Origin of the sequence: Actinomadura sp. WMMA1423, from assembly GCF_006547145.1 — a bacterium.
GTDB lineage: Bacteria > Actinomycetota > Actinomycetes > Streptosporangiales > Streptosporangiaceae > Spirillospora.
The window spans coordinates 6,714,285-6,734,812 of record NZ_CP041244.1; the positions used below are offsets into that span (position 1 = coordinate 6,714,285).

Annotated in this window: 18 protein-coding genes; 11 read left to right on the plus strand and 7 right to left on the minus strand. The window is 70.7% G+C overall.

Going from position 1 to position 20,528, the window contains the following annotated elements:
* Positions 1 to 144: 144 nt before the first annotated feature.
* Positions 145 to 1,290: a Rieske 2Fe-2S domain-containing protein gene (locus FKD65_RS31120; RefSeq protein WP_240809685.1), complete on the plus strand. Its 1,146-nt coding sequence runs from the start codon at positions 145 to 147 to the stop codon at positions 1,288 to 1,290.
* A 384-nt stretch (positions 1,291 to 1,674) separates the two neighbouring features.
* On the opposite strand, the gene FKD65_RS31125 is transcribed toward FKD65_RS31120, so the two are convergent.
* From FKD65_RS31125 to FKD65_RS31155, 7 genes are all read right to left on the minus strand, one after another.
* Positions 1,675 to 2,595 (minus strand): hypothetical protein, encoded by a 921-nt coding sequence (locus FKD65_RS31125; RefSeq protein WP_141581514.1) that lies wholly within the window; start codon positions 2,593 to 2,595, stop codon positions 1,675 to 1,677.
* A 26-nt stretch (positions 2,596 to 2,621) separates the two neighbouring features.
* Positions 2,622 to 3,431 (minus strand): sugar transferase, encoded by an 810-nt coding sequence (locus FKD65_RS31130; protein WP_141581516.1) that lies wholly within the window; start codon positions 3,429 to 3,431, stop codon positions 2,622 to 2,624.
* Positions 3,432 to 3,433: 2 nt separating this feature from the next.
* The gene (locus FKD65_RS31135) at positions 3,434 to 6,295 is read right to left on the minus strand and encodes an O-antigen ligase family protein (protein ID WP_168221245.1); all 2,862 of its coding nucleotides are present in this window, start codon (positions 6,293 to 6,295) and stop codon (positions 3,434 to 3,436) included.
* Positions 6,292 to 7,512, minus strand: a complete 1,221-nt coding sequence (locus FKD65_RS31140; protein WP_168221246.1) for a glycosyltransferase — start codon at positions 7,510 to 7,512, stop codon at positions 6,292 to 6,294. Before FKD65_RS31140 ends, FKD65_RS31135 begins: the two co-directional genes overlap by 4 nt.
* Positions 7,509 to 8,654: a DegT/DnrJ/EryC1/StrS aminotransferase family protein gene (locus FKD65_RS31145; protein ID WP_141581523.1), complete on the minus strand. Its 1,146-nt coding sequence runs from the start codon at positions 8,652 to 8,654 to the stop codon at positions 7,509 to 7,511. The genes FKD65_RS31140 and FKD65_RS31145 overlap by 4 nt, the downstream gene beginning before the upstream one ends.
* A 4-nt stretch (positions 8,655 to 8,658) precedes the next feature.
* Positions 8,659 to 10,065, minus strand: coding sequence for a hypothetical protein (locus tag FKD65_RS31150; protein ID WP_141581526.1), 1,407 nt, complete (start codon positions 10,063 to 10,065; stop codon positions 8,659 to 8,661).
* A gap of 109 nt (positions 10,066 to 10,174) precedes the next feature.
* On the minus strand, positions 10,175 to 10,828 hold the full coding sequence (locus tag FKD65_RS31155; RefSeq protein ID WP_168221247.1) for a response regulator transcription factor: 654 nt from the start codon (positions 10,826 to 10,828) through the stop codon (positions 10,175 to 10,177).
* 269 nt (positions 10,829 to 11,097) lie between these two features.
* On the opposite strand from FKD65_RS31155, the gene galE reads away from it, so the two are divergent.
* From galE to FKD65_RS31205, 10 genes are all read left to right on the plus strand, one after another.
* Positions 11,098 to 12,102 carry a UDP-glucose 4-epimerase GalE gene (galE, locus tag FKD65_RS31160; RefSeq protein ID WP_141581530.1) on the plus strand — a complete coding sequence of 335 codons (1,005 nt, stop codon included), beginning with the start codon at positions 11,098 to 11,100 and terminating at the stop codon, positions 12,100 to 12,102.
* A 234-nt stretch (positions 12,103 to 12,336) separates the two neighbouring features.
* Positions 12,337 to 12,708 (plus strand): hypothetical protein, encoded by a 372-nt coding sequence (locus FKD65_RS31165; RefSeq protein WP_141581532.1) that lies wholly within the window; start codon positions 12,337 to 12,339, stop codon positions 12,706 to 12,708.
* 223 nt (positions 12,709 to 12,931) lie between these two features.
* On the plus strand, positions 12,932 to 13,480 hold the full coding sequence (locus FKD65_RS31170; protein ID WP_141581534.1) for an RNA polymerase sigma factor: 549 nt from the start codon (positions 12,932 to 12,934) through the stop codon (positions 13,478 to 13,480).
* Positions 13,477 to 14,598: a CU044_5270 family protein gene (locus FKD65_RS31175; protein WP_141581536.1), complete on the plus strand. Its 1,122-nt coding sequence runs from the start codon at positions 13,477 to 13,479 to the stop codon at positions 14,596 to 14,598. The genes FKD65_RS31170 and FKD65_RS31175 overlap by 4 nt, the downstream gene beginning before the upstream one ends.
* 218 nt (positions 14,599 to 14,816) lie before the next feature.
* A complete protein-coding gene (locus FKD65_RS31180; RefSeq protein WP_168221248.1) occupies positions 14,817 to 15,797 on the plus strand; it encodes a DUF1152 domain-containing protein in 981 nt (326 codons plus the stop codon).
* Positions 15,798 to 15,947: 150 nt separating this feature from the next.
* Positions 15,948 to 16,934, plus strand: a complete 987-nt coding sequence (locus tag FKD65_RS31185; protein ID WP_141581540.1) for an isopenicillin N synthase family oxygenase — start codon at positions 15,948 to 15,950, stop codon at positions 16,932 to 16,934.
* 25 nt (positions 16,935 to 16,959) lie between these two features.
* On the plus strand, positions 16,960 to 17,511 hold the full coding sequence (locus tag FKD65_RS31190; RefSeq protein ID WP_205718297.1) for a MarR family winged helix-turn-helix transcriptional regulator: 552 nt from the start codon (positions 16,960 to 16,962) through the stop codon (positions 17,509 to 17,511).
* 196 nt (positions 17,512 to 17,707) lie between these two features.
* Positions 17,708 to 18,886, plus strand: a complete 1,179-nt coding sequence (locus FKD65_RS31195; protein WP_141581545.1) for a hypothetical protein — start codon at positions 17,708 to 17,710, stop codon at positions 18,884 to 18,886.
* Between the two features lie 26 nt (positions 18,887 to 18,912).
* Complete coding sequence (locus FKD65_RS31200) at positions 18,913 to 19,656, plus strand: ABC transporter ATP-binding protein (protein WP_168221249.1); 744 nt, start codon at positions 18,913 to 18,915, stop codon at positions 19,654 to 19,656.
* Complete coding sequence (locus FKD65_RS31205) at positions 19,653 to 20,480, plus strand: ABC transporter permease (protein WP_205718298.1); 828 nt, start codon at positions 19,653 to 19,655, stop codon at positions 20,478 to 20,480. The genes FKD65_RS31200 and FKD65_RS31205 overlap by 4 nt, the downstream gene beginning before the upstream one ends.
* The last annotated feature ends 48 nt before the right edge of the window (positions 20,481 to 20,528 follow it).

Here is a 20,528-nt window from a genome sequence, read left to right on the forward strand (position 1 = left end):
CGCGATCGCGTGGCGGCCGCCGCGGGCGGGCGCCAGGTAATCGAAATCCAGCCCTGGGAGAAATTCCCACTCGACGATCGCGGATCATGGATCACCGCGATTCCGGAACTGTCGCCCATGTGCCACGACGCCGCCTTTCTGATCGTGGCGGACGGTCGCGGGATCCTGCACTGCAACGACGCCAGGCTCACCGCCGCGCAGGCCAGGCGGGCCAAGCACATGGCGGGCGGGCGGCTCGACCTGATGGCGCTCCAGACGTCCGGGGCATCCTGGCACCCGATCTGCTACGAGTACCCGGCCGCCGAGATGGCCGAGGTCTCGATGGCCAAACGGGTCGCCAAGCTGCGCGCGGCGCAGCGGCTCGTCCGGCAGACCGAGCCGGTGCTGGCGGCGCCGTTCGCCGGTCCGCCGTGCTTCCTGGACGCCGAGGTCGACCATCTCAACTGGGTGCTCGACCAGGAGGACGGCGCCTTCTGCGACCCGGAGACCGCCACCGCCTGGCTGCGCGAGCACCTGCCGGGGCAGCGCTGGGAGTGCTTCAAGCCCGGCGACGCCGTCGACCTCGACACCGGAGAGATCGCACGCGACCCCTTCTCGGCGGAGTTCTCCTTCGCCGACGCCGACCGGGACGCCTACCTCGCCCGATACGCCGCCGACCGGGCCGCCGCCGTCGCGGCCGTGCTGGCGGACCATCCCGAGCCCGGTCCGGACCTGTTCGACCGGTTCACCGCCCACTTCGAGCGGCTCGGCGGCCTCAGCGACTACTTCCTCCAGCGGATCTCCATGATCGTCCGCTTCGAGGTCACCGGCCCGAACGGCGGCACCTGGGACGTCGACTTCTCGCCGGACGGCCTGACGGTGGCGCAGGCGTCGCCGGACGTCCGCCCGCACTACCGGATCACCACCGCGGGCCGCTGGCTGGACGGCGTGCTCACCGGCCGGATGGCGTGGGAGGACCTGCTCATCTCGTTCCGGCTCAGCCTCTACCGCGACCCCGACGTCTACAACGACCACCTGGTCGGGCTGCTCAAGCACGCGAACGCGCCGGCGCTGAACGCCGTCGAGGCGTACGAGACCGGCCGGGACGAGAGCGAGCGCATCATCGTCACCGACGCGGGCGTCCGCTACGACATCCCGCGCTACTGCCCGCACGCCGGCGAGGACCTGGCGGTCGGCGCGGTCGTCCGGGACGGGCGGATCAACTGCCTGGCCCACAACTTCGCCTTCGACCTCGCCACCGGCGAGTGCCTCAACGCCCGCGCCGCCAACCTCACCAGCCGCCCGCTCTGACACACTTCGACCCGCTCTGACCCGCTCTGGCCCGTCCCGACCGCGGCGGCCCGCCCGCCGCGGTCGAGGCTCGACAGCCCGGGCCCGGCGGTCCGGTGCTCACCGGCCGGGCCTCGCAGGGTCACAAGACGGTTGCGAATGGTGAGTCGAGGGCGTGTCCAGAACGAGGTATAGATCGCGGCATGTTAGCTTTTCGCTTGCTATTTGGGGGTTGAAGGGGTGTGCGGTTGAACCGCAGGAAGCTCGGCCTTATGGCCGTCGCGTTGATTCTGGCCGTTGGCGTAATGGAAGTCCTGGCTCTGAGGCTCGGATCACTGGAGTTCCCGCTGCCGTCGGGCTCGCAGCATCCGGCCGTGGCGGACGAACCCGGCGGGCGCTGACCGCTCAGCGGGCGGTGTTGCGGGCCTTCATCAGGCTCTGCAGGTCGGGGTGCGCGCCGCCGGAGGCGTCCGAGAGCGAGGGGCAGGCCCACTCGTCCTGGCGTCCCCAGGAGTAGGAGATCTCCAGCGGCGGCCGCGGCACCAGCCGGTCCCAGCGCGCGAGGATCCCGCGGAACTGGGCCCGCGTCGGCATCCAGTACTGCTTGTCGCCCTTGGAGCAGCTCTGCCCGAACGTCTGCAGGACGGGCGCGATCCTGGCGCGCGGGATCCCGGCGGCGTCCGCCATCCGGACCATCCGGTCGATCGCTCCGATGTCGCAGTGCTCGCGGGTCTCCGCCGAGCCCTTGCAGGGATAGGGGTCGAGGCCGACCAGGTCGACGCCGACGCGTCGCGGCGTGAGCGGCTTCATCGGCCAGTCGGTCAGCGAGATGAACGACACCTGCCCGGGCGCGTGCGCCTCGATGTAGCGGGCGCGGCGGCGGATCTCGCCGGCGACCTCCGGGCAGTCGCCGGTGTTCGGCTCGTCCGACAGGTACCACCCGTACACCTTCGGGTCGCGCCCGAACCGCTGGACGGCCCGCTGGAACTCGTCCCAGCCGAGTTCGAAGTCGCCGCAGGTGAAGTTGCCGACCCACAGCAGCGCCCGCATCCCGGCGGGGACCCCGGCGACGAGTCCCGGGTCCGCCTTGACGTCCACCAGGTCGTAGCCGAGCGCCCGGAGCCGCGGGTAGTCGGACGGCTGGGTGTTCAGCGCGATCCTGCGGGTCCCGCCGGGCGCGGCGGCGGGCGTCCCCGGCGCGGCGAGCGGCCCCTGGTACGGCCGGTACCCGGAGGCCCGATCGTGCAGGTAGAGAAGGAACCCGGCCACCAGCACGACCGTCGCGGCGGCGATCGCGATCTTGAATCGGGCGTCCCGGACGTCCATTCCGCGTCACTCCCCGAAAGCGATGGTCAGGCGGCGGAGCCGGGCTCCTCGGCGGCGCGCACCGGCTGCTCCCGCGTCTCCATGACAGTGCTCTCCATGACTGTGCTCTCCATGACGGTGCTCTCCATCAGGGCGGACTCCTTACGGGCGCCCTGCTCCACGGGCCCGGCGGCGTCCACCCGGAGGGGCGGGACCGTGAAGCCGAGGATGTGCCTGACGGTGTCCCAGAGCGCGCCGAGCGTGGCCCGCATCGACGGGTCGCGCAGGTAGACGGCGTCGACCGCGACCCGCGCCGGGACGATCCGCTCGATGTAACCGGTCAGGTCGACCTCCTCCCCGGGACCGAGCACGTCGAAGTCGCGGAACCTGACCTCGGACACGCCCGTCAGGCCGGGCCGGTGGTCGAAGATCCAGCGGCACCGCCGGTCGTAGTGGACGGCGAGGTCGTAGGTCTCCGGACGCGGCCCGACCAGCGTCATCTGGCCGCGCAGGACGTTCACCAGCTGCGGCAGCTCGTCCAGCGACCAGCGGCGCAGGACCTTGCCGAGCCTCGTCAGGCGCGGGTCGCAGTTGGCCGTGACGGTGAGGCCGCCGACGCCCTGCCGCATCGTCCGGAACTTGTACATGGTGAACGGCCGCCCGCCCTGCCCGACCCGCGTCTGCCGGAACACGCCCGGCCCCCGGCTGGACAGCCGCACCAGCAGGTAGATGAGCGCCAGCGGGACGCTGAGCAGGATCAGCCCGGCGACCGCGCCGGCGACGTCCAGGACGCGGCGCGCCCTGGACGGGGGGATGCCGTCGGACGGGTCGACGGGACGGCTCGCGAACTCGGACATGGTCACCCCTTGTCTTCCTGTGCGGACGGCGCGGGTGCGGGGGGCGCGGATGCCGTGGTCGCGGGCGTGGGGGGCGCGGGTGCGTTCCGCACGCGCCGGAACCAGACCAGGAGCGCCGCCGTGGTGGCGACGAACGAGACGGACGTGGCGACCGCGGCGCCGATCGCGCCGTGCGCCGGGATCAGGACCGCGCCGAGGACGACGACGACCGCGAGGCCGATGCCCTGCCCGGTGGACGCGGCGCCGGGCCGTCCGACCCCGTACAGGTAGGCCATGACGAGCCCGGTCACGCCGAACGTCGTGACGCCGGCGAGCCGGATGTAGGTGGGCACGACCGCGTCGTCGAACACGTCGCCGAAGATCCAGGGCAGCGCGGTCCCGGCGATGAGGGCGAGCGGCAGCGCGGCCAGGACCGAGACGCCGAACGCGGGCAGGATCAGGCGTGCCGTCCGCCGGGTCGCGGTGTCCCTGTCCTCCTTGGCGAAGTCCGGATACAGGATGTAGTTGACCGCGAGCCCCGGAAGCTGCACGAGCTCGGCGAACTTGCTCGCGACCGTGTACACGCCGAGCACCTTCGGCCCGGCCAGAGCGCCGAGCAGTGCCATGTCGAACCGCAGTTGCAGCAGGTCGATGAGCTGGCCGAGGTAGCCGCGCAGCCCGTACCCGGAGATGGACAGGCCGAGCCGCCGGTCGGGGCGCCCCCACCCGGCGAAGAACCCGCGCCGCGCGAGCCGCCGGGCGATCCACGCGGCCGCGGCGACGTCGGCGAGCACCAGTCCGGTGATGAGCGCGCCGGGCCCGTACCAGCCGGTCAGGAGCACGAGGTAGATCGGCAGGAAGACGAACTCCTCGACGGCGATGGCGAGGCTCGCGCCGGGCTGGTCGTCGGTCCCCTGGAGCAGGCCCTTGCCGACCGAGACGAAGCCCTGCGTGAAGGACGGCACGGCGGCGGCGACCGCGACCCAGAACCCGAACGACTCGAAGAACACCAGGTGGACCAGCGGGCTGAGCGCCAGCCAGCCGACGCCGGAGATCGTCGCGCCGATCACGGTCAGCCACGCCAGCGTGGGCCGCACCCGGCTCTGGTCGTAGTCGCCGCGGGCGAGGAAGAACGGCGCCGCGCCCGGCAGCCCCGCGCTGGCCAGCTGGCACAGCAGGCCCGGCAGGATCCGGACGAGCGTGAACGCGCCGACGAGCTCGGGCCCGCCGATCCGCGCGACCATGATCGTCGCGAGGCCGAGGGAGGCGAGGGCGCCGACCCGTCCCGCCATGTTCCCCGCGACCAGCGCCAGCAGTCTGCGCCCCGCACCTCCCGCACCTCCCGTGCCGCCCTCGCCGTCCGGCGGCCGTTCCGCGGAGGGCGCTCCTTCTGGGGAGGGCACCACCGCGCCGTTCCGGTCCGCCTGAAGGCTCACCACGCGATCGTTTTCCCGCGAGCCGAGAACCGGCTTCGCACGCGACCGCGCCGTCCGCGCACGTCGGACGCCCGATGGGACGGTCAATGAGACGGTGGGAGAGACGGCGGGCGAGGGGGCCGGGGAACTGCCGGGCGCGGCCACGCGCAGGCCGCCGTCCAGCCGGTCGGGGGAGCCGCCGCGGCGTCCGAAGAGGTCGAGGGCGGCGATCAAGCCGAAGATCGCCCAGCCGTGGCGGTAGTGGAGCGTCTCGTAGAACAGGCCGGAGACGAGGAAGACGGCGATGAGCGCGCCGAACAGCTCCGGGCGCGGGACGAGCCTCGCGTACTCGCCGGTCAGCGCGCCCCGGCGCGCGATCCGCACGCACTTCAGCAGCAGGACGAAGACCAGCGCGACGAGCGCGACGCCCCCGAGGAAGCCGCGTTCCAGGACGGCGGCGACGTAGTCGTTGTGCGCCTCCCGGACGTAGGTCTCCTGCCGCACCAGCATCTGCTTCTCGGTCTGGCCCGGCCCGATGCCCCACGGGTGGGTCTGGTCCTCGATCATCTGGAGGGTGGTGGCGAGGACCGTCTCGCGCGAGTTCGTGCTCTCCCCGGTCGTCCGCCCGATGGAGTCGCGCAGGATCGGGGACGCCTGGCTGGCCTGGTCCAGGAACGGCTGGACGTCGACCTGCGTCACGACCGCGACGCCGGCGCCGCCCACGAACGCCGCGAACAGGCCGACCGCGATCGCGTGGTGCGCCCTGCCCTCGCGGAACAGCCGGAACAGGTAGCCGAGCAGGACCGCTACGCACAGCGCGAGCAGGCCGCCGTTCGAGCCGGTGAGGAGTTCGGCGGCGAGCAGGATCCCGCAGACCGCCCACCGCCTTCCCCGGGTCCGCGGCCAGCGGGTCGCCCGGGCGATGAAGAAGACGCAGATGAACCAGTTGGACGCGTAGTTGGCGTCGCCGAACGTGAACATCGCGCGCTCGCCGTCGACCTGCTTGCCCGACAGCGCCTCGATCCCCAGCACGAAGCCGACGATCATGACGAGTGCGTAGAACGTCCCGATCCGGATGAAGGCGCGGAGCGCGAGCCTCAGCAGCGCCGGGTCCCGGCCGAGGTTGGCGACGCTCACCGCCCACAGCAGCACGAACATGTCCTTGAGCAGGGTCAGCGCGCCCGCGTCGTTGACGACGGCGGCGATCCCGCCCGCGATGATCGTCATCAGGGTCGGGATGAGGAACGGCCACCGGACCGGGAGTCTGCGGGACGCCGCCCACAGCAGCGTCGTCGCGGTGAGGGCGACCAGCGCGAGGTCGGGCAGCCCGGTGTTGCCGGGGCCCGGCGCGAGGCCGGCCGGCATCAGCATCGGCAGCGAGGCGATGCCCGCGACCAGCACCACCGAGGTCAGCCGCGTCCGGCGCCTCAGCGGCGGCGGCGCGGCCGGGGCCTCGATCACCGTGGTCATGGCCGGCTGGAGTTCCCTCGGTAGGTCTCGTCCAGGACGGTCCCGAGGTATTCCGGCGAGAACCATTCGCCGACCCTGGCGCGTGCGCGGCCCGCCATCCGCGCGGCGGCGGACGGGTCGTTGAGCAGCGCCGACACCGCGGCGGCCAGCCCCTCCGGATTCTCCGGCGGGACGAGCATGCCGGTCTCCCCGGCCAGCACGAGGTCCTGGTTGGACGGGACGGCCGTCGCGGCCAGCGGGATCCCCGCCCCGATCGCCTCGACCAGCACGCACGGGAGTCCCTCCCAGCGGCTCGCCATCGCCATCACGTCGAAGGCGGGCAGCAGGTCGGCGACGTCGCCGCGGTGCCCGAGCCAGCGCATCCGCTCGCCGATGCCGAGCCTCGCGGTGAGCCTCTCCATCTCGTCCGCCATCGGACCGCCGCCGACCCACAGGCCGAACACGTCGCCCGGCAGCCGGGCGATCGCCTTCGCGAAGACCTCCGGGCCCTTCTGGAACGTCAGCCGCCCGACCGACCCGACGACCTTCACGCCGAGCGGCAGGTCGAGTCGGCGGCGGGCCCGCGCGCGGGAGCCGGGCGCGGCCGCGTAGGCGTCCACGTCCACGGCCGGCCAGGACAGCCGGACCCGCTCCGGTGTGGTCAGTCCGAGCCGCAGCGCCGTCGTCACCGTCTCCGACCCGATCGCGAGGAACGCGTCGGTGTGCTTGGCCGCGACCCTTTCGAGGCGTATGTATGCGCGTCGGCGCGCCCACGACTGGAACTCGTTGAACGGGAACCCGTGCCAGGTGTGGACGATGCGGGGGACGCCCGCGCGGGCCGCAGCGACCCGTCCGATCACGCCGCCCTTCGCGCTGTGGGTGTGGACGACGTCGTACCGTCCCTCCGCCAGGACGCGGGTCAGCGTCCGCAGCGCGGCGACGTCGTCGCGCGGCGAGATCTGCGGCACCAGCGGCCCCACCTGGACGATCTCCATCCCGGCCTCGTGCGCCTGGCGGGTGAGGTCACCGGCGGCGGCGTTGGCGACGGCCTCGTCCCCGAAGAGGACGCCGTTGCCGGTGGACGAGGCCGTGCTGTCCATGCCGACGCCGCCGGTGACGATCGCGCGCTCATAGTCGCCGCCCGGCAGCGCGAGCGCGCCGTTCAGCGCGACCCGGCCCGCGCCCCCGTTGAACCGGGTGATCACGGTGGCGACTCTGAGCTTCCTCGCGGTGCTCACGCACGGCTCCGCAGCGCCCCCGAAAGGGCGGCGACGACGCGTTCGAGGCCGTCGGCCGACAGCCCCGGATACATCGGCAGCGACAGCAGCTCCTCGCCGACCCGGTCGGTCACCGGCACCCGGGCGCACTCCTCGGCCCCCAGGATCTCCCGGTAGGCCGTCATCTGGTTCGCCGGGATGAAGTGCACGGACGTCGCGACGCCCGCCGCCTCCAGCTCGGCGATGATCGCGTCCCGGTCCGGCACGCGGACCTGGTAGAGGTGCCATGCGTGCTGGACGCCGTCCAGGTGGCGCTGGGGCAGCACGAGGCCGGGCAGGTCCCCGAGCGCCGCGTCGTAGCGGGCCGCGATCTCGGCGCGTTCCCGCTGCCAGCCCGGCAGCGCCGCGAGCTGCGCCCGCCCGATCGCCGCCTGGACGTCGGTCATGTTGGCCTTCAGCCCGAGCGTCCTCACGTCGTACCGCCAGCTCCCGCCGGGCAGGTACCGCCGCCACGAGTCCTTGCTCATCCCGTGCAGCCGCATCGCGCGGACCCGGTCGGCGAACTCCCCGTCGCTGGAGGCCACCGCGCCGCCCTCGCCGATCGGCATGTTCTTGGTGGCATAGAAGGAGAAGCAGGCGGCGAACGACTCCGACCCGACCGGCCTGCCGCCGCGCGCGGCGCCGGGCCCGTGCGCCGCGTCCTCCACGACCCGCGTCCGGTCGAGGCCCGCCGCCTCGGCGAGCGCCGCGACGTCCACCGGGTAGCCGCCCTGGTTCTGGACGACCATCGCCGCGGGGGCGGTGCGGCCCGCCGCCGCCCTGACCGTCTCGGGGCTCGGGACCAGCGTGTCCTCGGCGATGTCGACCAGCACGGGACGGTGCCCCGCGTGCAGGATCGCGTTGATCGCGCCGCAGAACGTCAGGCTCGGCGTCAGCACCGCCGAACCCGGCGGAAGGTCCATCGCCCGCAGGCACAGCTCCAGCGCCGCCGTGCACGAGGAGACCGCGACGACGTGCGCGGCGCCCAGATGGTCGGCGAACTCCTGCTCGAACGCGGCCGTCTGCGGCCCCGTCGTGATCCAGCCCGAGTCGAGCACCTTGACGACGGCGTCGGAAACCTCACCGGAAACCGACGGAATCGTGAACGGAACGGACGCACTCATCTGGTCACCCCTTGATCTTCCGGGACGCGGCGACGACGCCGAGCAGCGGCCAGCCGGACGCGGCGACCAGGTCGCGGACGGTCTCCAGCCCCGCGACCCTCGTCACCGGACCGACCACCACGACCACACCGGTGTCGTCGTCCGAACCGGGATCGATCTCCTCGAACGCGTGCACGTGGCAGAGCCGGCGCGCCTGGACCGCCTGACCGGCCTCCGAGGGAGACACCTCGGACTTCTTCGTCATCACGGTGGTGCCGGCGCCTGCCCGGACCACCGACGTGCTGCTCTTCCCGCCGCCGGGCCCACCGCTGTTGAGCGACGGCCCGTCCGCCCCGCGGTCCTCGCCGTCACCGCCCTTGCGGCTCTCCTCCTTGCCGCCGCCGCTCTTGCCGCCCTTGCCGGGGTCGTCGTCACCGGGCCGGGCCGTGACGATCTTCATCCCGTCCCCGTACACCGCGGACGCGACCGACGACACCGTCTCGGCCGGCAGCGGACCGGGCGCCCCGACCACCACGACCCGTCCGACGCCCTCCTTCTTCGCGGCGAGCCGGACGCGCCGCCCGAGGTCCGCGCGCTGCGCCGGTCCCCGGTCGGCCCAGCCGAGCAGCGGTACCCCGAGCCGCCGCGCGACCCGCCGCTGCCCCGGGATCGTGGGACGGGCCGTCTCCGTCACCACCGCGATCAGGATCCCGCCGACCAGCCCGACCAGGCCCGCGATCGCCGCCGTCATCACGACCGGGTTCCTGCGCGGCGCCAGCACCGCCGGCTGCACCACCGACGCCGTCCCGGCCGTCGACAGCTGCGTCTGCAGGTCGGACCGGTTCGACCGCAGGTCGGTGAGCTCCGCCTGCACCCGCTCGCGCTCGTTGGCGGCGCCGATGTCGGGGTCGGGCTGCCGGCCCGCCCGCCGCGACAGCGGTCCGAGCTGCTTCTCCAGCTTCCGGACGCGCTTGTCGATCTCGTCCATCTGCCGCCGGACCGAGCCCTGGTTGGACTCGTTGATCTCCTTGACGACCGCGGCGCCGATCGCGTCGGCCAGCCGCCGCGCCACGCCCGGGTCGCGGTCCTTCACCGTCAGCTCCACCACGGTGGACGTCCCGAGCCCGGTGACCTCGATCGCCTTCGCCGTCTTCACCGTCGAGCGGTCGACGTGCTGCTGCCGCAGGACCCCGCTCAGCAGGTTCTCGCTGGTCGCGAACGCCTTGACCTGGCTGACCACGATGGACACGCCCGCGTCCCCGGGGGCCGCGTCGGTCGCCCTGCTGCTCGCCTGCAACCGCGCCGCGGCCGTGGCCGGCGGCTCCCGCCCGTTCATGGCCAGCCCTACCAGGACCAGCGGAAGGACCGTCATGACCAGCAGGACCGCCCAGTAACTCCGGACCACCCGCGCGGCGACTTCGTCGATCTCCACGATCCCCCCTCCGGCTCCGTCACGGCGAGCGTAGGAAGCCCCCAGGCCGGAGGGATCGTCCAAAGAACGACCCCGCCCTACGCCGTTTGCACCAGAGAGCCCCGAGCGGTCAGTACTCGTCCGAGGTGGGGCGCATCCCGGCGCGCATGGCGAGGGTGATCGCCTCCAGGGCGGAGTGCATGTCGAGCTTGGCCAGCAGGTTCTGCGTGTGGGTGCGGACGGTGTTGGCCGACAGGCACAGCCGTTCGGCGATCTCCGCGCGGCCGAGGCCGTCCACCATGCACTGCAGGACCTCGCGCTCCCGCGGCGTCAGCTCGGCGATCACTCCGCCGCCGTCGTCCTCCCGCAGCCTCCGCAGCACCTCGCCGAGCACGTCCGGGGGTATCCAGCCGCCCTGCCGCGCCGCGGACCGGATCACCCGGGCGACGAGGTCGGCGCTCTCGGTCTTCTCCACCCAGGCCACGGCGCCGGTCCGGATCGCCCGCACCATCGCGTCGACGTCGCTCATCGCGGTCAGCATCACGACCCGGACGTCGGGGTACCGCTTGCGGACCCGGTCCAGGACATCGAGGCCGCTCTCGGTGTCCAGCGTCATGTCGAGGACGATCACCCGCGGGCGCTCGGCGGCGGTCAGCGCCAGGGCGCGCCGCACGTCGGCGGCGATCGGCAGGATCACCAGATCGGGCTCGCACCCGAGGCGAGCCGCGAGGGCCTCGGCGAAGAGCGCGTGATCGTCCACGATGAGGACGCGGATCGGTTCCATGTACCGACCATGACCGCTGCGCGGGCGCGGCGGATCCTGCAAACGCTGTACTTCGTTTCGGCCGTCCGATTGGCGCGTGCACGCTCGGTGACCCCGGCGGGGGCGCCGGGGCCGGGGGAGGACTCGTGCGCGGACGGCGGCCGGGCCCGCCCGGTTCACGCGCGTCCGGAGCCGGTCACCGCGACCGCGAGACATTGACCATCGGCGGCCGGCTGCCGATCGTTGTGGCTTGAAACTCAAGGGGACGCACTGGCCTGCAGGGATGCCACATGAAAGTGCTGATCACAGGGGGAGCCGGCTTCATCGGCAGCACGATCGCCTCCGCCTTCGCCGAACGCGGGGTCACCCCCGTGGTGCTCGACAGCCTCATCACCGGACGGCAGGAGTTCACCGCCGGAAAGGTCTTCTACCAGGGCGACATCGGGGACGGGGACCTGGTCGACGAGATCTTCCGCGACCATCCCGACATCGCCCTGACCGTGCACTGCGCCGCGCTGATCGTGGTGCCCGACTCGATGGCGGACCCGCTGCGCTACTACCGGGTCAACCTGTCGAAGACCCTCGATCTCGCCGGCCACCTCGTCCGCAACGGCTGCGATCGGATGATCTTCGCGTCCACCGCGGGGATGTACCGCCCGGCGGCCGACCTTTCGGTCACCGAGACGTCCGAGCTGGAACCGCAGAACCCCTACACCCGCTCGAAGATGATGGCGGAGCTGCTCCTCCAGGACTTCTGCAAGGCGTACGGGCTGCGCGTGATCTCGCTTCGCTACCTCAACCCGATCGGCGCCGACCCGAGGCTCCGCACCGGGCTGCAGAACAGCAAGCCGACCCACGCCCTCGGCAAGATGATCGAGTGCTACTCGCTCGGCGTCCCCTTCAAGATCACGGGGGTGGACTGGGAGACCCGCGACGGCACCGCGATCCGCGACTACATCCACGTCTGGGACATCGCCCGCGCCTTCCACGCGGCCGCCGCCCGCTTCGACTCCATCATCCCGCCGGTCGGCGACCACCCCCGCTACGAAGTGATCAACCTCGGAACCGGCGACGGCACCACCGTCCGCGAACTCGTCGCCGCCTTCCGCGAGGTCGTCGGCGACTCCTTCCGGGCCGAGGACGCCCCCGCCCGCCCCGGCGACGTCGTCGGCGCCTACGTCGTCCCGGCCAAGGCCTGGGAACTGCTCGCCTGGAAGCCCGAGTACACCGTCGAGGACGCCATCCGCCACTCCCTCCAATGGGCCGACCGCCGCCGAGGCCTGGACGTGGCCTGACCCCCCCGACCCGTCCGGTCACCCCACCTTCCGCTCAGGGGTGACCGGACGACTCCGCTTTCAGTGGCATGGCCATGGCGGATCGCCGCCCCTTGCCAATTCCGTTTCCGGCTTACCCTGTCTCGTCCTTTCCGTCTGGCTGAGGCAAATGGATACCGCTTTGTGACGGTTGACGCAGTGCGGAGCGCGCTTGCGGCGTTAATGTGATCGCCCGGATCAGGAAGGCGGGTGTCCGTGGGTGTCGCACGTGCCAAGAACTGGGTGCCGAACAGGCCGGTGCAGGATTCCCGGCTGGCGTGGGAGGCCGCGGTCCCTGAACTGCGCCGCCGGGCGAACCCGTGGTGGGCGGTGCCACTGAGGATCCTTGGCGCGGCGGTCCCCATGGGGCCGAGGCACAAGCACGTTCCCGGCGGTCCCACCGGCTATGCCCGGGAGATCGGCCAGGAGGCGTCCGGTGGACGGCTCAAGCAGTTCGCCATTCCGGTCGATGTCGTTTCCGAACGGCTGAGCCCGGACGAGCGGAGACTCCTGCGGGCCGAAGGAGAACTCCCCGACTGGTTCTTCGACGCCGTGGAAGAGGAACGCCGCGTCCGAAAGAACCGCTGAGACGTCTGCGCAGCGGGACGTCAGGGGCATCGGAAGTGCGGCTCGATGGGCGCAGGGTCCGGACTTCGGCGCCGTCATCGTGCCCAAGCGTCCATTTTTGTAGCCGTGAGCCATCGGTTGCCGGATCCGCTTCGTCCGCTGTGAAGATCGGTGTGTAAGAGGGGCCGCCCCGCCGGGAGTACTGGGTGAAGGTCAGTCACCCACTCATCGAAGGCAGGGGCGGATGGACGATCCCCGAAAACGCTTCGTCGATCTCTACGACGAGAACTACCGGCGTGTGCTGGCGTACGCGCTGACCCGGACCGAGCCGCATACGGCCGAGGACGTCGCCAGCGAGACGTTCCTCATCGCCTGGCGGCGCCTGGCCGACATGAGCGAGCCCGAGCTTCCGTGGCTGCTGGGCGTGGCCCGAAACCTGCTGCACAAGCAGCGGGCAGGCGGCTACCGGCGCCACGCGCTCGCCGACCGGGTCGCCGCCATGACCGGCGACGCGGACCTCGTCGCGTGGGACGTGGCCGAGCACGTCGTCGAGCGCGACAGCGCCGTCGCCGCCCTGGCCGTGATGTCCGAGAAGGACCTCGAGGTGCTCACCCTCGTCACCTGGCACGGCCTGACGCCGCGCGAGGCCGCCAAGGTCGTCGGCTGCTCGACGGCGACGTTCCAGGTCCGCCTGCACCGGGCCCGCCGGCGGCTTGTGAAGGCCCTCGACAACGCCCCCGCGCAGCGTGACCGTCCTTCCGTCACCGGCAACGCCGTGCGGGTGACCCGATGAACTTCGGAGAAGACATGAACCGCAACCCCGACAGCACCCTCCGAGCGCTGAGGCCCACGGCCCTCGACGACCTCCCCGCCGAGTCCTACGCACGCCGCCGCGAGCAGGACATCGCCCGCGCCCTCGCCGCCACGTCCGAGGAGACCATGCCCGGCACCGTCCGGCGCCGTATGCCGCGGGTCCTGATCGCGGGACTGGCGGCGGGTGCGGTCGCCGCCGCGGCGGCCGGCGTCATCGTCGCCACCGACGACTCCGGCGGCACCCGGACGCCCGCGCCGGCCGCATCGCAGCAGTTGGACGCGCGTACGGTCCTGCTGGCCAGTGCCGAGGGCGCGGCCAAGGCCCCTTTGACGACCGGGGCCTACTGGTACACCCGGGAACGCGAGACCCGCCTCGCCGGTCCCCTCAAGAACCGGTCTCCCCGCGGTGAGGGTGGGGCGAAGAAGCGGGTGAGCAAGTCTCCGCCGGTGACCGCCTACGTGAGCACGACGCAGGAGACGTGGAGCGGCCGGGATCGCCGCGACCGCACGATCACCGGCATCGACCGGAAGATCACCTTCCCGAACGCGGCCGAGGAGGCCAGGTGGAAGGCGCTGGGCTCGCCGGAACTGGAGTCGTGGTCGGCCAAGCGGCACGTCAATGACTACGACTTCTCGGACATCAAGCTCACCAAGCCCCAGCAGAACATGACGGTCTCCGCACTGACCACGCTGCCGTCCGACCCCAAGGCCCTGGAGAAGGCCTTGCGAGGGTGGTACAAGGACGAGAACCAGGTGTCGGTCGAGCATGACGGTGTGCCGATGTCGGGAGATTTCGCCCAGTACGTCTTCGGCACGGCCCAGGACCTGCTGGCGGGCCCGATCACGCCCGCCACGAAGAGCGCGCTCTTCCGGCTGCTCGCCAAGCAGCCCGGAATCACCTACCTCGGGACGGGCACCGACCGCCTCGGCCGCAAGGGCGCGGTCATCGCCCAGAAGGGCGAGGCGGAGATCCGCCTGATCATCGATCCGAAGACCGGCCGGCTCCTCGAACAGGACTCGGGCGACCGCAAGTCCCCCTCCCTGGTCATGACCTACCAGACGATGGGCTGGGTGAACCGCCTCAGCGACCGCCCCTGAACCCGCTGACGCAGCCCGGGACCGCTCGAAGCGGTCCCGGGCTGAGGGCTTCGCAGCTCAGGCCAGGCCGTGCCTACGAGGCGCGACCTGAGCCCTCGGCGAACTCGTCCTCGGTGAAGCTGTCGGCCACCGTTCCGCGATACCCATCGACAAGGGAGAAAACCAATGATAGTTTGCGTGCAATCTATTTGAGGGAAGGGCGACAGGCTCCTATGGGTGTGACGACCAGCACTATCGAAGAAGCGGCTCGGCAGGCGAGGACCGCCATCGTCATGGGGCACGGCGGGGGCAGCGACTGCCTCGTCGCGAGCCTGGTGGGCGACTGGCTCACCCGCATGGGCGTGGAGCGCGTCGTCCTCGGCGGCGTCGCGTGCCAGTGGTGGCTTCCGCCGGGCGAGGAGCGCGTCGGGCTGAAGAGCGTCCTCGGTCCGGACTTCTACGAGCCGACCGACCTGGCGGGCGCCAAGCCGCTCAACGACTACGCGGTCATCGTCGGTGAGGACGCCTCGATCGAGGGCCGGGCGCCGCACGAGGCGACCGCCGCCCGCAACTTCGGGGGCGAGGCGTTCATCATCTCTCTGCGCGGCGGCGGCCAGGGCGTCGGCGCGGGACTGAAGGCCGTCATCGAGCACTATGGCGCCGACCTGCTCGTGAGCGTCGACGTCGGCTCCGACACCCTGTCGACAGGCGACGAGATCCGCCCGACCCAGACCTCGCTCGCCGACCACCTCACGCTCTCGGGCCTGCTCCAGCAGGACATCGTGACCTACTTCGCGCTCGCCGGATACGGCCTTGACGCCGAGATGGAACTCGAGGAGCTCGACGGGAACCTCGGTACGGCGATCCGCGGAGGATCCTTCCGCGGCGTCATCGGCGCGAGCTACCCCGCCCTGGAGAAGGTCCGCGACCTGCACGCCCAGGCGCACGACCCGATCGGGAGCCTGGTGATCAAGGCCGGGCTGGGCGAGTTCGGCCTGGAGAGGGTGTTCAAGAGCAACCCGTTCGGTGAGGTCGCACGGATCGGGCCGTCAGCCGTGCCGATCTGGGTCTTCGACCCGGTGCTGGTGACCGAGCTCGTCGCGAAGCACGCCGCGGAACTGATCTCGACGACGTCCCTCGCGAATGCCGAGGACGTGTACCGGTCGCTGGGCCGAATCCCGGAGACGGGCCTGCTCCGCTTCATCGACTACGCCCGGTAGCGGCAGGGCGTCCAGCGGCGCTTGGACGGTTCGGCGGTAAGGAGCCGCGCGCGGTGGCGCGCGGCCGCACCGAATGCCGGCCGGCGAGCCGCGGCCCTTCACGCCGGCCCCGACCAGTGCACCTCAGCGTGAGAAAGGACGGAAACGGGCATGGGTGTTCCCCTGATCGATCTCAGCGAAGGCAGCAGTGGGCAAGTGGCCTCGCGCGTGGCCGACGCCTGTGTGCGCGACGGCTTCTTCGCCATCACGGGTCACGGCGTGGGCCCCGCTCTGATCGAGCGCATGTACGAGGCGACGAAGGCGCTGTTCGCACTTCCGGAGCCGGTCAAGGACGCTCTCGTCGTCGATCCGGCGGACCCCTTCGGCCGCGGGTTCAGCAGGAGCGGTGCCGTCGCGAAGGCCAGCGACGAGGACTCCCGCCTGGTCAGGGCGGAGGCCACCGCGCCGCCGGACCTGTGCGAGGTGTTCAGCATGGCCGTCGCAGCCGAACGCGACTACGCCGAGGTTCCGCATCCCGACCTGATGCGGCCCAACCACTGGCCGGCGTTCGCATCTGACCAGGAATGGATCCGGGAGACGTGGCTTGCGTACTGCGCGGAGATGTCACAGCTCAGCGACCGCATCATGCGGCTGTTCGCGATCGCGCTCGACCTGCCGGAGACATGGTTCGAGAAATTCATCGACCAGGAGATCGGAAGCTTGACCGCGAACTACTACCCCAAGCAGTTCGCGGCGCCGGTGCCCGGCCAGGTGAGGAAAGGAGAGCACACCGACTGGGGCAGCCTCACCCTGCTCTACCAGGACAGTGCTGCCGGCGGGCTTCAGGTGATGGAGCTCGACGGCTCGTGGACCGACGTCCCCGTCGTCGAGGGGGCGTTCCTCGTCAACCTCGGTGACCTCATGGCGCGCTGGACGAATGATCGTTGGCGGAGCACGGTGCACAGGGTCGTCAATCCACCGCGCACGGGCGAGCCGACCGAGCGTTTCAGCATTCCCTATTTTCACCAGCCGAACTACGACGCTCTCATCGAGTGCATCCCGACTTGCCTCGGACCGGGGGAGTCGCCGAAGTACGCGCCGGTCACCTCGGGGAATCACTTGCTCAGTAAGGTGTCTCGCATGTACGCCACGGCATAGAAAGGTCGGCGGGTAGCATTCCATGGTGCCTGAGAGTCGAAGTACGGCCAAGAGCGATGCGGCAAGGTTCGACAAGAAGACCTCCCCGCCTCGGGCCCAGCGCAAGGTGCCGCAGGAGTTGATCGAGCAGCACTCCGCCGGCGAGAGCGCGGGCTTCCTGCTCTGGCACGCGAATCTGCGGTGGCAGCGCACGATGGCGGAGGTGCTGGCGCCGCTCGGCCTGACCCACGTCCAGTTCGTCGTGCTGACGACGGTCTGGTGGCTGGGCCGCGACGGGCATCCGCCGCGGCAGCGCGACGTCGCCGAACACGGAGGCCTCGACCCGGCGATGACCTCGCAGGTCACGAACGCCCTTGTGGGCAAGCGCTGGATCGTGCGCAGTCAGGACCCGGCGGACGCGCGCGCCTCGCTGCTGCACGTGACCGACCAGGGCCGGGACCTGGCCGAGGAGGCGGTGGTGGCCCTCGACCGGGCCGACCGGTCGTTCTTCGAGGTGGCCGGAGATCGTCCACGGCTCATCAAGCTCCTTCGCAAGATCGCGGACCGGGACGAACTCGGGAGCAGATCGCACGACTGAACGACCCGCTCGATCCACTCTGCGCGACGGCCGGAGACCGCTCCACAAGGGCGGTGTCCGGCCGTCGCGTATTGCGTGCCCGGGAAAGTGAGCGGAACTCGCATAAATATTGCGCGCAAACATCTTCCATATGGATTGCGCGCAAACTATGGTATCGGTCACGGCAGGCCACTTGGGTTCCACCAAGGAGTTACTGATGAAGTACCGACACCGTGCTCGGCTTCTCGCCGGCACCCTCATCGCGTTGGTAGCCGCGACCACGACCGCATGCGGCTCCGGCGACTCGAAGGATTCCGGTACGACCGGCGCCGCGACGACCGCCGCGCCCGGTTCCGCTTCGAACCTGGCGGACGTCTGTCCGTCGACCGTCGTCTGGCAGACCGGTTGGGTCCCGCAGGCCGAGCATGGCCCGATCTACCAGATGCTCGCCGCCGACACCAAGATCGACGCCCGCAAGAAGCGGGTCACCGGCTCGCTGGTCGACGGCGACGTCGACACCGGCATCGACCTGGAGGTCCGTGCCGGAGGGCCGGCCATCGGGTTCTCCAGCGTGTCGGCGCAGATGTACCTGGACAAGGACATCCTGATCGGTGGCATCAACACGGACGAGGCCATCGAGAACTCCAAGAACCAGCCGACGGTCGGCGTTGCGGCGCCGGACCAGCTCAGCCCCCTGATGGTCTTCTGGGATCCGGGCAAGCACCCGGACTGGCAGACGATCGCGGACGTCGGCAAGACCGACTCGAAGGTGCTGTACTTCGAGGGCACGACCTACATGTCGTACCTGACCGGCAGCGGCGTCCTCAAGAAGAGCCAGGTCGACGGCGGCTTCGACGGCAGCCCGTCGACGTTCGTGGCCAGCGGCGGCGAGTACGCCCAGCAGGGCTACGCCACCCAGGACCCGTACCTGTACGAGCACGACGTGCCGCAGTTCAAGAAGCCGATCAAGTACCAGCTCGTGAACGACATCGGCTACAAGATCTACCCGGACCAGGTGTCCGTCCGCGCCGCGGACGTCACCGCCAAGGCCGGCTGCCTGAAGAAGCTCGTTCCCGTGATCCAGCGCGCGGCCGTCGCCTACCACCGCGACTCGGCGAAGGCGAACGAGCTCATCCTCGATCTCGGCGTGTACAACATCGGCGCGCCGCAGAGCGAGGGGCTGATCGAGTTCGGCAGCAAGCAGTCCAAGAGCATCGGGATGCTCGCGAACGCCCCGGACGGCACCGTCGGCTCGTTCGACATGCCGCGCGTCCAGAAACTCATCGACATCGATGTGCCGATCTTCGCCGCGGCCAAGAAGGAGACCAAGCCCGGGCTGAAGGCCGAGGACATCGTCACCAAGCAGTTCATCGATCCGTCGATCAGCATCGGCTGATGTCGGGGGCGATCGAGAGGAGCAACATGCCTGACGACCGAGGATCCATCGACTTCTCGGGTCTCGGGAAGGTCTTCGACAACGGCACGCAGGCGCTGCGAGACGTGGACCTGACGGTGAACTCGGGCGAGTTCATCAGCATCGTCGGCCCCTCGGGGTGCGGAAAGAGCACGCTGCTGCGGATCGCCGCCGGCCTCGACGCCCCCACGACGGGGACGGCGAGGGTCGGCGACGGCGTCATCGGTTTCGTGTTCCAGGAGGCCACCCTGCTGCACTGGCGCAACGTGGCCAAGAACGTCGAGCTGCTGATGGAGCTCCAGGGCGTGCCCAAGCAGGATCGGATCGAACGCCGCGAGGAGGCCATCGAGCTGGTCGGCCTCGGCGGATTCCAGCGCCATCTGCCCAAGCAGCTGTCCGGCGGCATGAAGATGCGGGTCTCCATCGCTCGTTCGCTGACGCTCGATCCGGAGATCTTCCTGTTCGACGAGCCGTTCGGAGCGCTGGACGAACTCACCCGCGAGCGGCTCAACACCGAGGTGACCAGCGTTTTCGCGAACAAGCCGTTCACCGGCATGTTCGTCACGCACAACATCTTCGAGGCCGTCTTCCTGTCGACCCGCGTCGTGGTGATGTCGGGTCGGCCGGGGACGATCCTCGGGGAGGTCGAGGTGCCGCTGCCGTTCCCCCGGCCGCTCGACCTGAGGTTCGACGCGCTCTTCACCAAGCTCGTCAGCCAGGTGTCCGACCTGCTTCGAGGGGGGAACCCGTGAGCCTGACCGCGACCCAGGCCAGGGCGCTGCCGAGCCGGCGCCCCGCCCGTCTTCTCGCGATGGTGGTGCCACCGACGCTCGTCCTCGCGGCCTTCGTCGGGCTCTGGTACTTGATGTCGTACAAGTTGCTGGCGCCCGAACGCCGCTTCCTGGTGCCGCCGCCGCATCGCGTGATCTCGGTGGGCTTCCTCTCCGGCGAGAACCTGCGGGTGCTGCTCGACGGCCTGCTGGTGACGACCCGGGTCGCGGTGGTCGGCCTGGCCGCCGCGATCATCATCGGACTCGCGGTCGCGATCGCGATGAGCCAGGCCGTCTGGGCCGAACGCTCGTTGTACCCGTATGCCGTGACGCTGCAGACGATCCCGATCCTGGCCCTGGTGCCGCTGTTCGGCTTCTGGTTCGGATTCGGGTTCTTCAGCCGGGTCGTGGTGTGCACGATGATCTCGCTCTTCCCGATCATCGCGAACTCCCTGTTCGGCCTGAAGTCGGTCGATCCGGCGCTGCGCGAACTCTTCGCGCTCCAGCGGGTCGGGCGGTGGAGGAGGCTGTGGAGGCTCGACTTCCCGTTCGCGCTGACGGCGATCTTCGCCGGTTTCCGCATCTCGGCCGGGCTCTCGGTCATCGGCGCGATCGTCGGCGACTTCTTCTTCCGGCAGGGCACGACCGGCATCGGCATCCTGATGTCGCTCTACATCGCTCGGCTCCAGTCCGAGCTGCTCTACGCGTCGATCATCTTGAGCGCGCTGCTCGGTATCGCGGCCTTCTGGTTGTTCAGCGGCCTTTCGTTCATCGTCGGCAAACGGTTCGACCGAAGCCGGGTCTGAACGGAACTCGTAGCGCTTTCGACCCCGGCCGAAGGACGGTCGGGCCAG

Bases quoted from the DNA above. Each gene is read 5' to 3' on its own strand.
- FKD65_RS31125 (WP_141581514.1), bottom strand. From the start codon at position 2,595: ATGGACGTCCGGGACGCCCGATTCAAGATCGCGATCGCCGCCGCGACG.
- FKD65_RS31130 (WP_141581516.1), bottom strand. From the start codon at position 3,431: ATGTCCGAGTTCGCGAGCCGTCCCGTCGACCCGTCCGACGGCATCCCC.
- FKD65_RS31135 (WP_168221245.1), bottom strand. From the start codon at position 6,295: ATGACCACGGTGATCGAGGCCCCGGCCGCGCCGCCGCCGCTGAGGCGC.
- FKD65_RS31145 (WP_141581523.1), bottom strand. From the start codon at position 8,654: ATGAGTGCGTCCGTTCCGTTCACGATTCCGTCGGTTTCCGGTGAGGTT.
- FKD65_RS31155 (WP_168221247.1), bottom strand. From the start codon at position 10,828: ATGGAACCGATCCGCGTCCTCATCGTGGACGATCACGCGCTCTTCGCC.
- galE (WP_141581530.1), top strand. From the start codon at position 11,098: ATGAAAGTGCTGATCACAGGGGGAGCCGGCTTCATCGGCAGCACGATC.
- FKD65_RS31170 (WP_141581534.1), top strand. From the start codon at position 12,932: ATGGACGATCCCCGAAAACGCTTCGTCGATCTCTACGACGAGAACTAC.
- FKD65_RS31175 (WP_141581536.1), top strand. From the start codon at position 13,477: ATGAACTTCGGAGAAGACATGAACCGCAACCCCGACAGCACCCTCCGA.
- FKD65_RS31185 (WP_141581540.1), top strand. From the start codon at position 15,948: ATGGGTGTTCCCCTGATCGATCTCAGCGAAGGCAGCAGTGGGCAAGTG.
- FKD65_RS31195 (WP_141581545.1), top strand. From the start codon at position 17,708: ATGAAGTACCGACACCGTGCTCGGCTTCTCGCCGGCACCCTCATCGCG.
- FKD65_RS31200 (WP_168221249.1), top strand. From the start codon at position 18,913: ATGCCTGACGACCGAGGATCCATCGACTTCTCGGGTCTCGGGAAGGTC.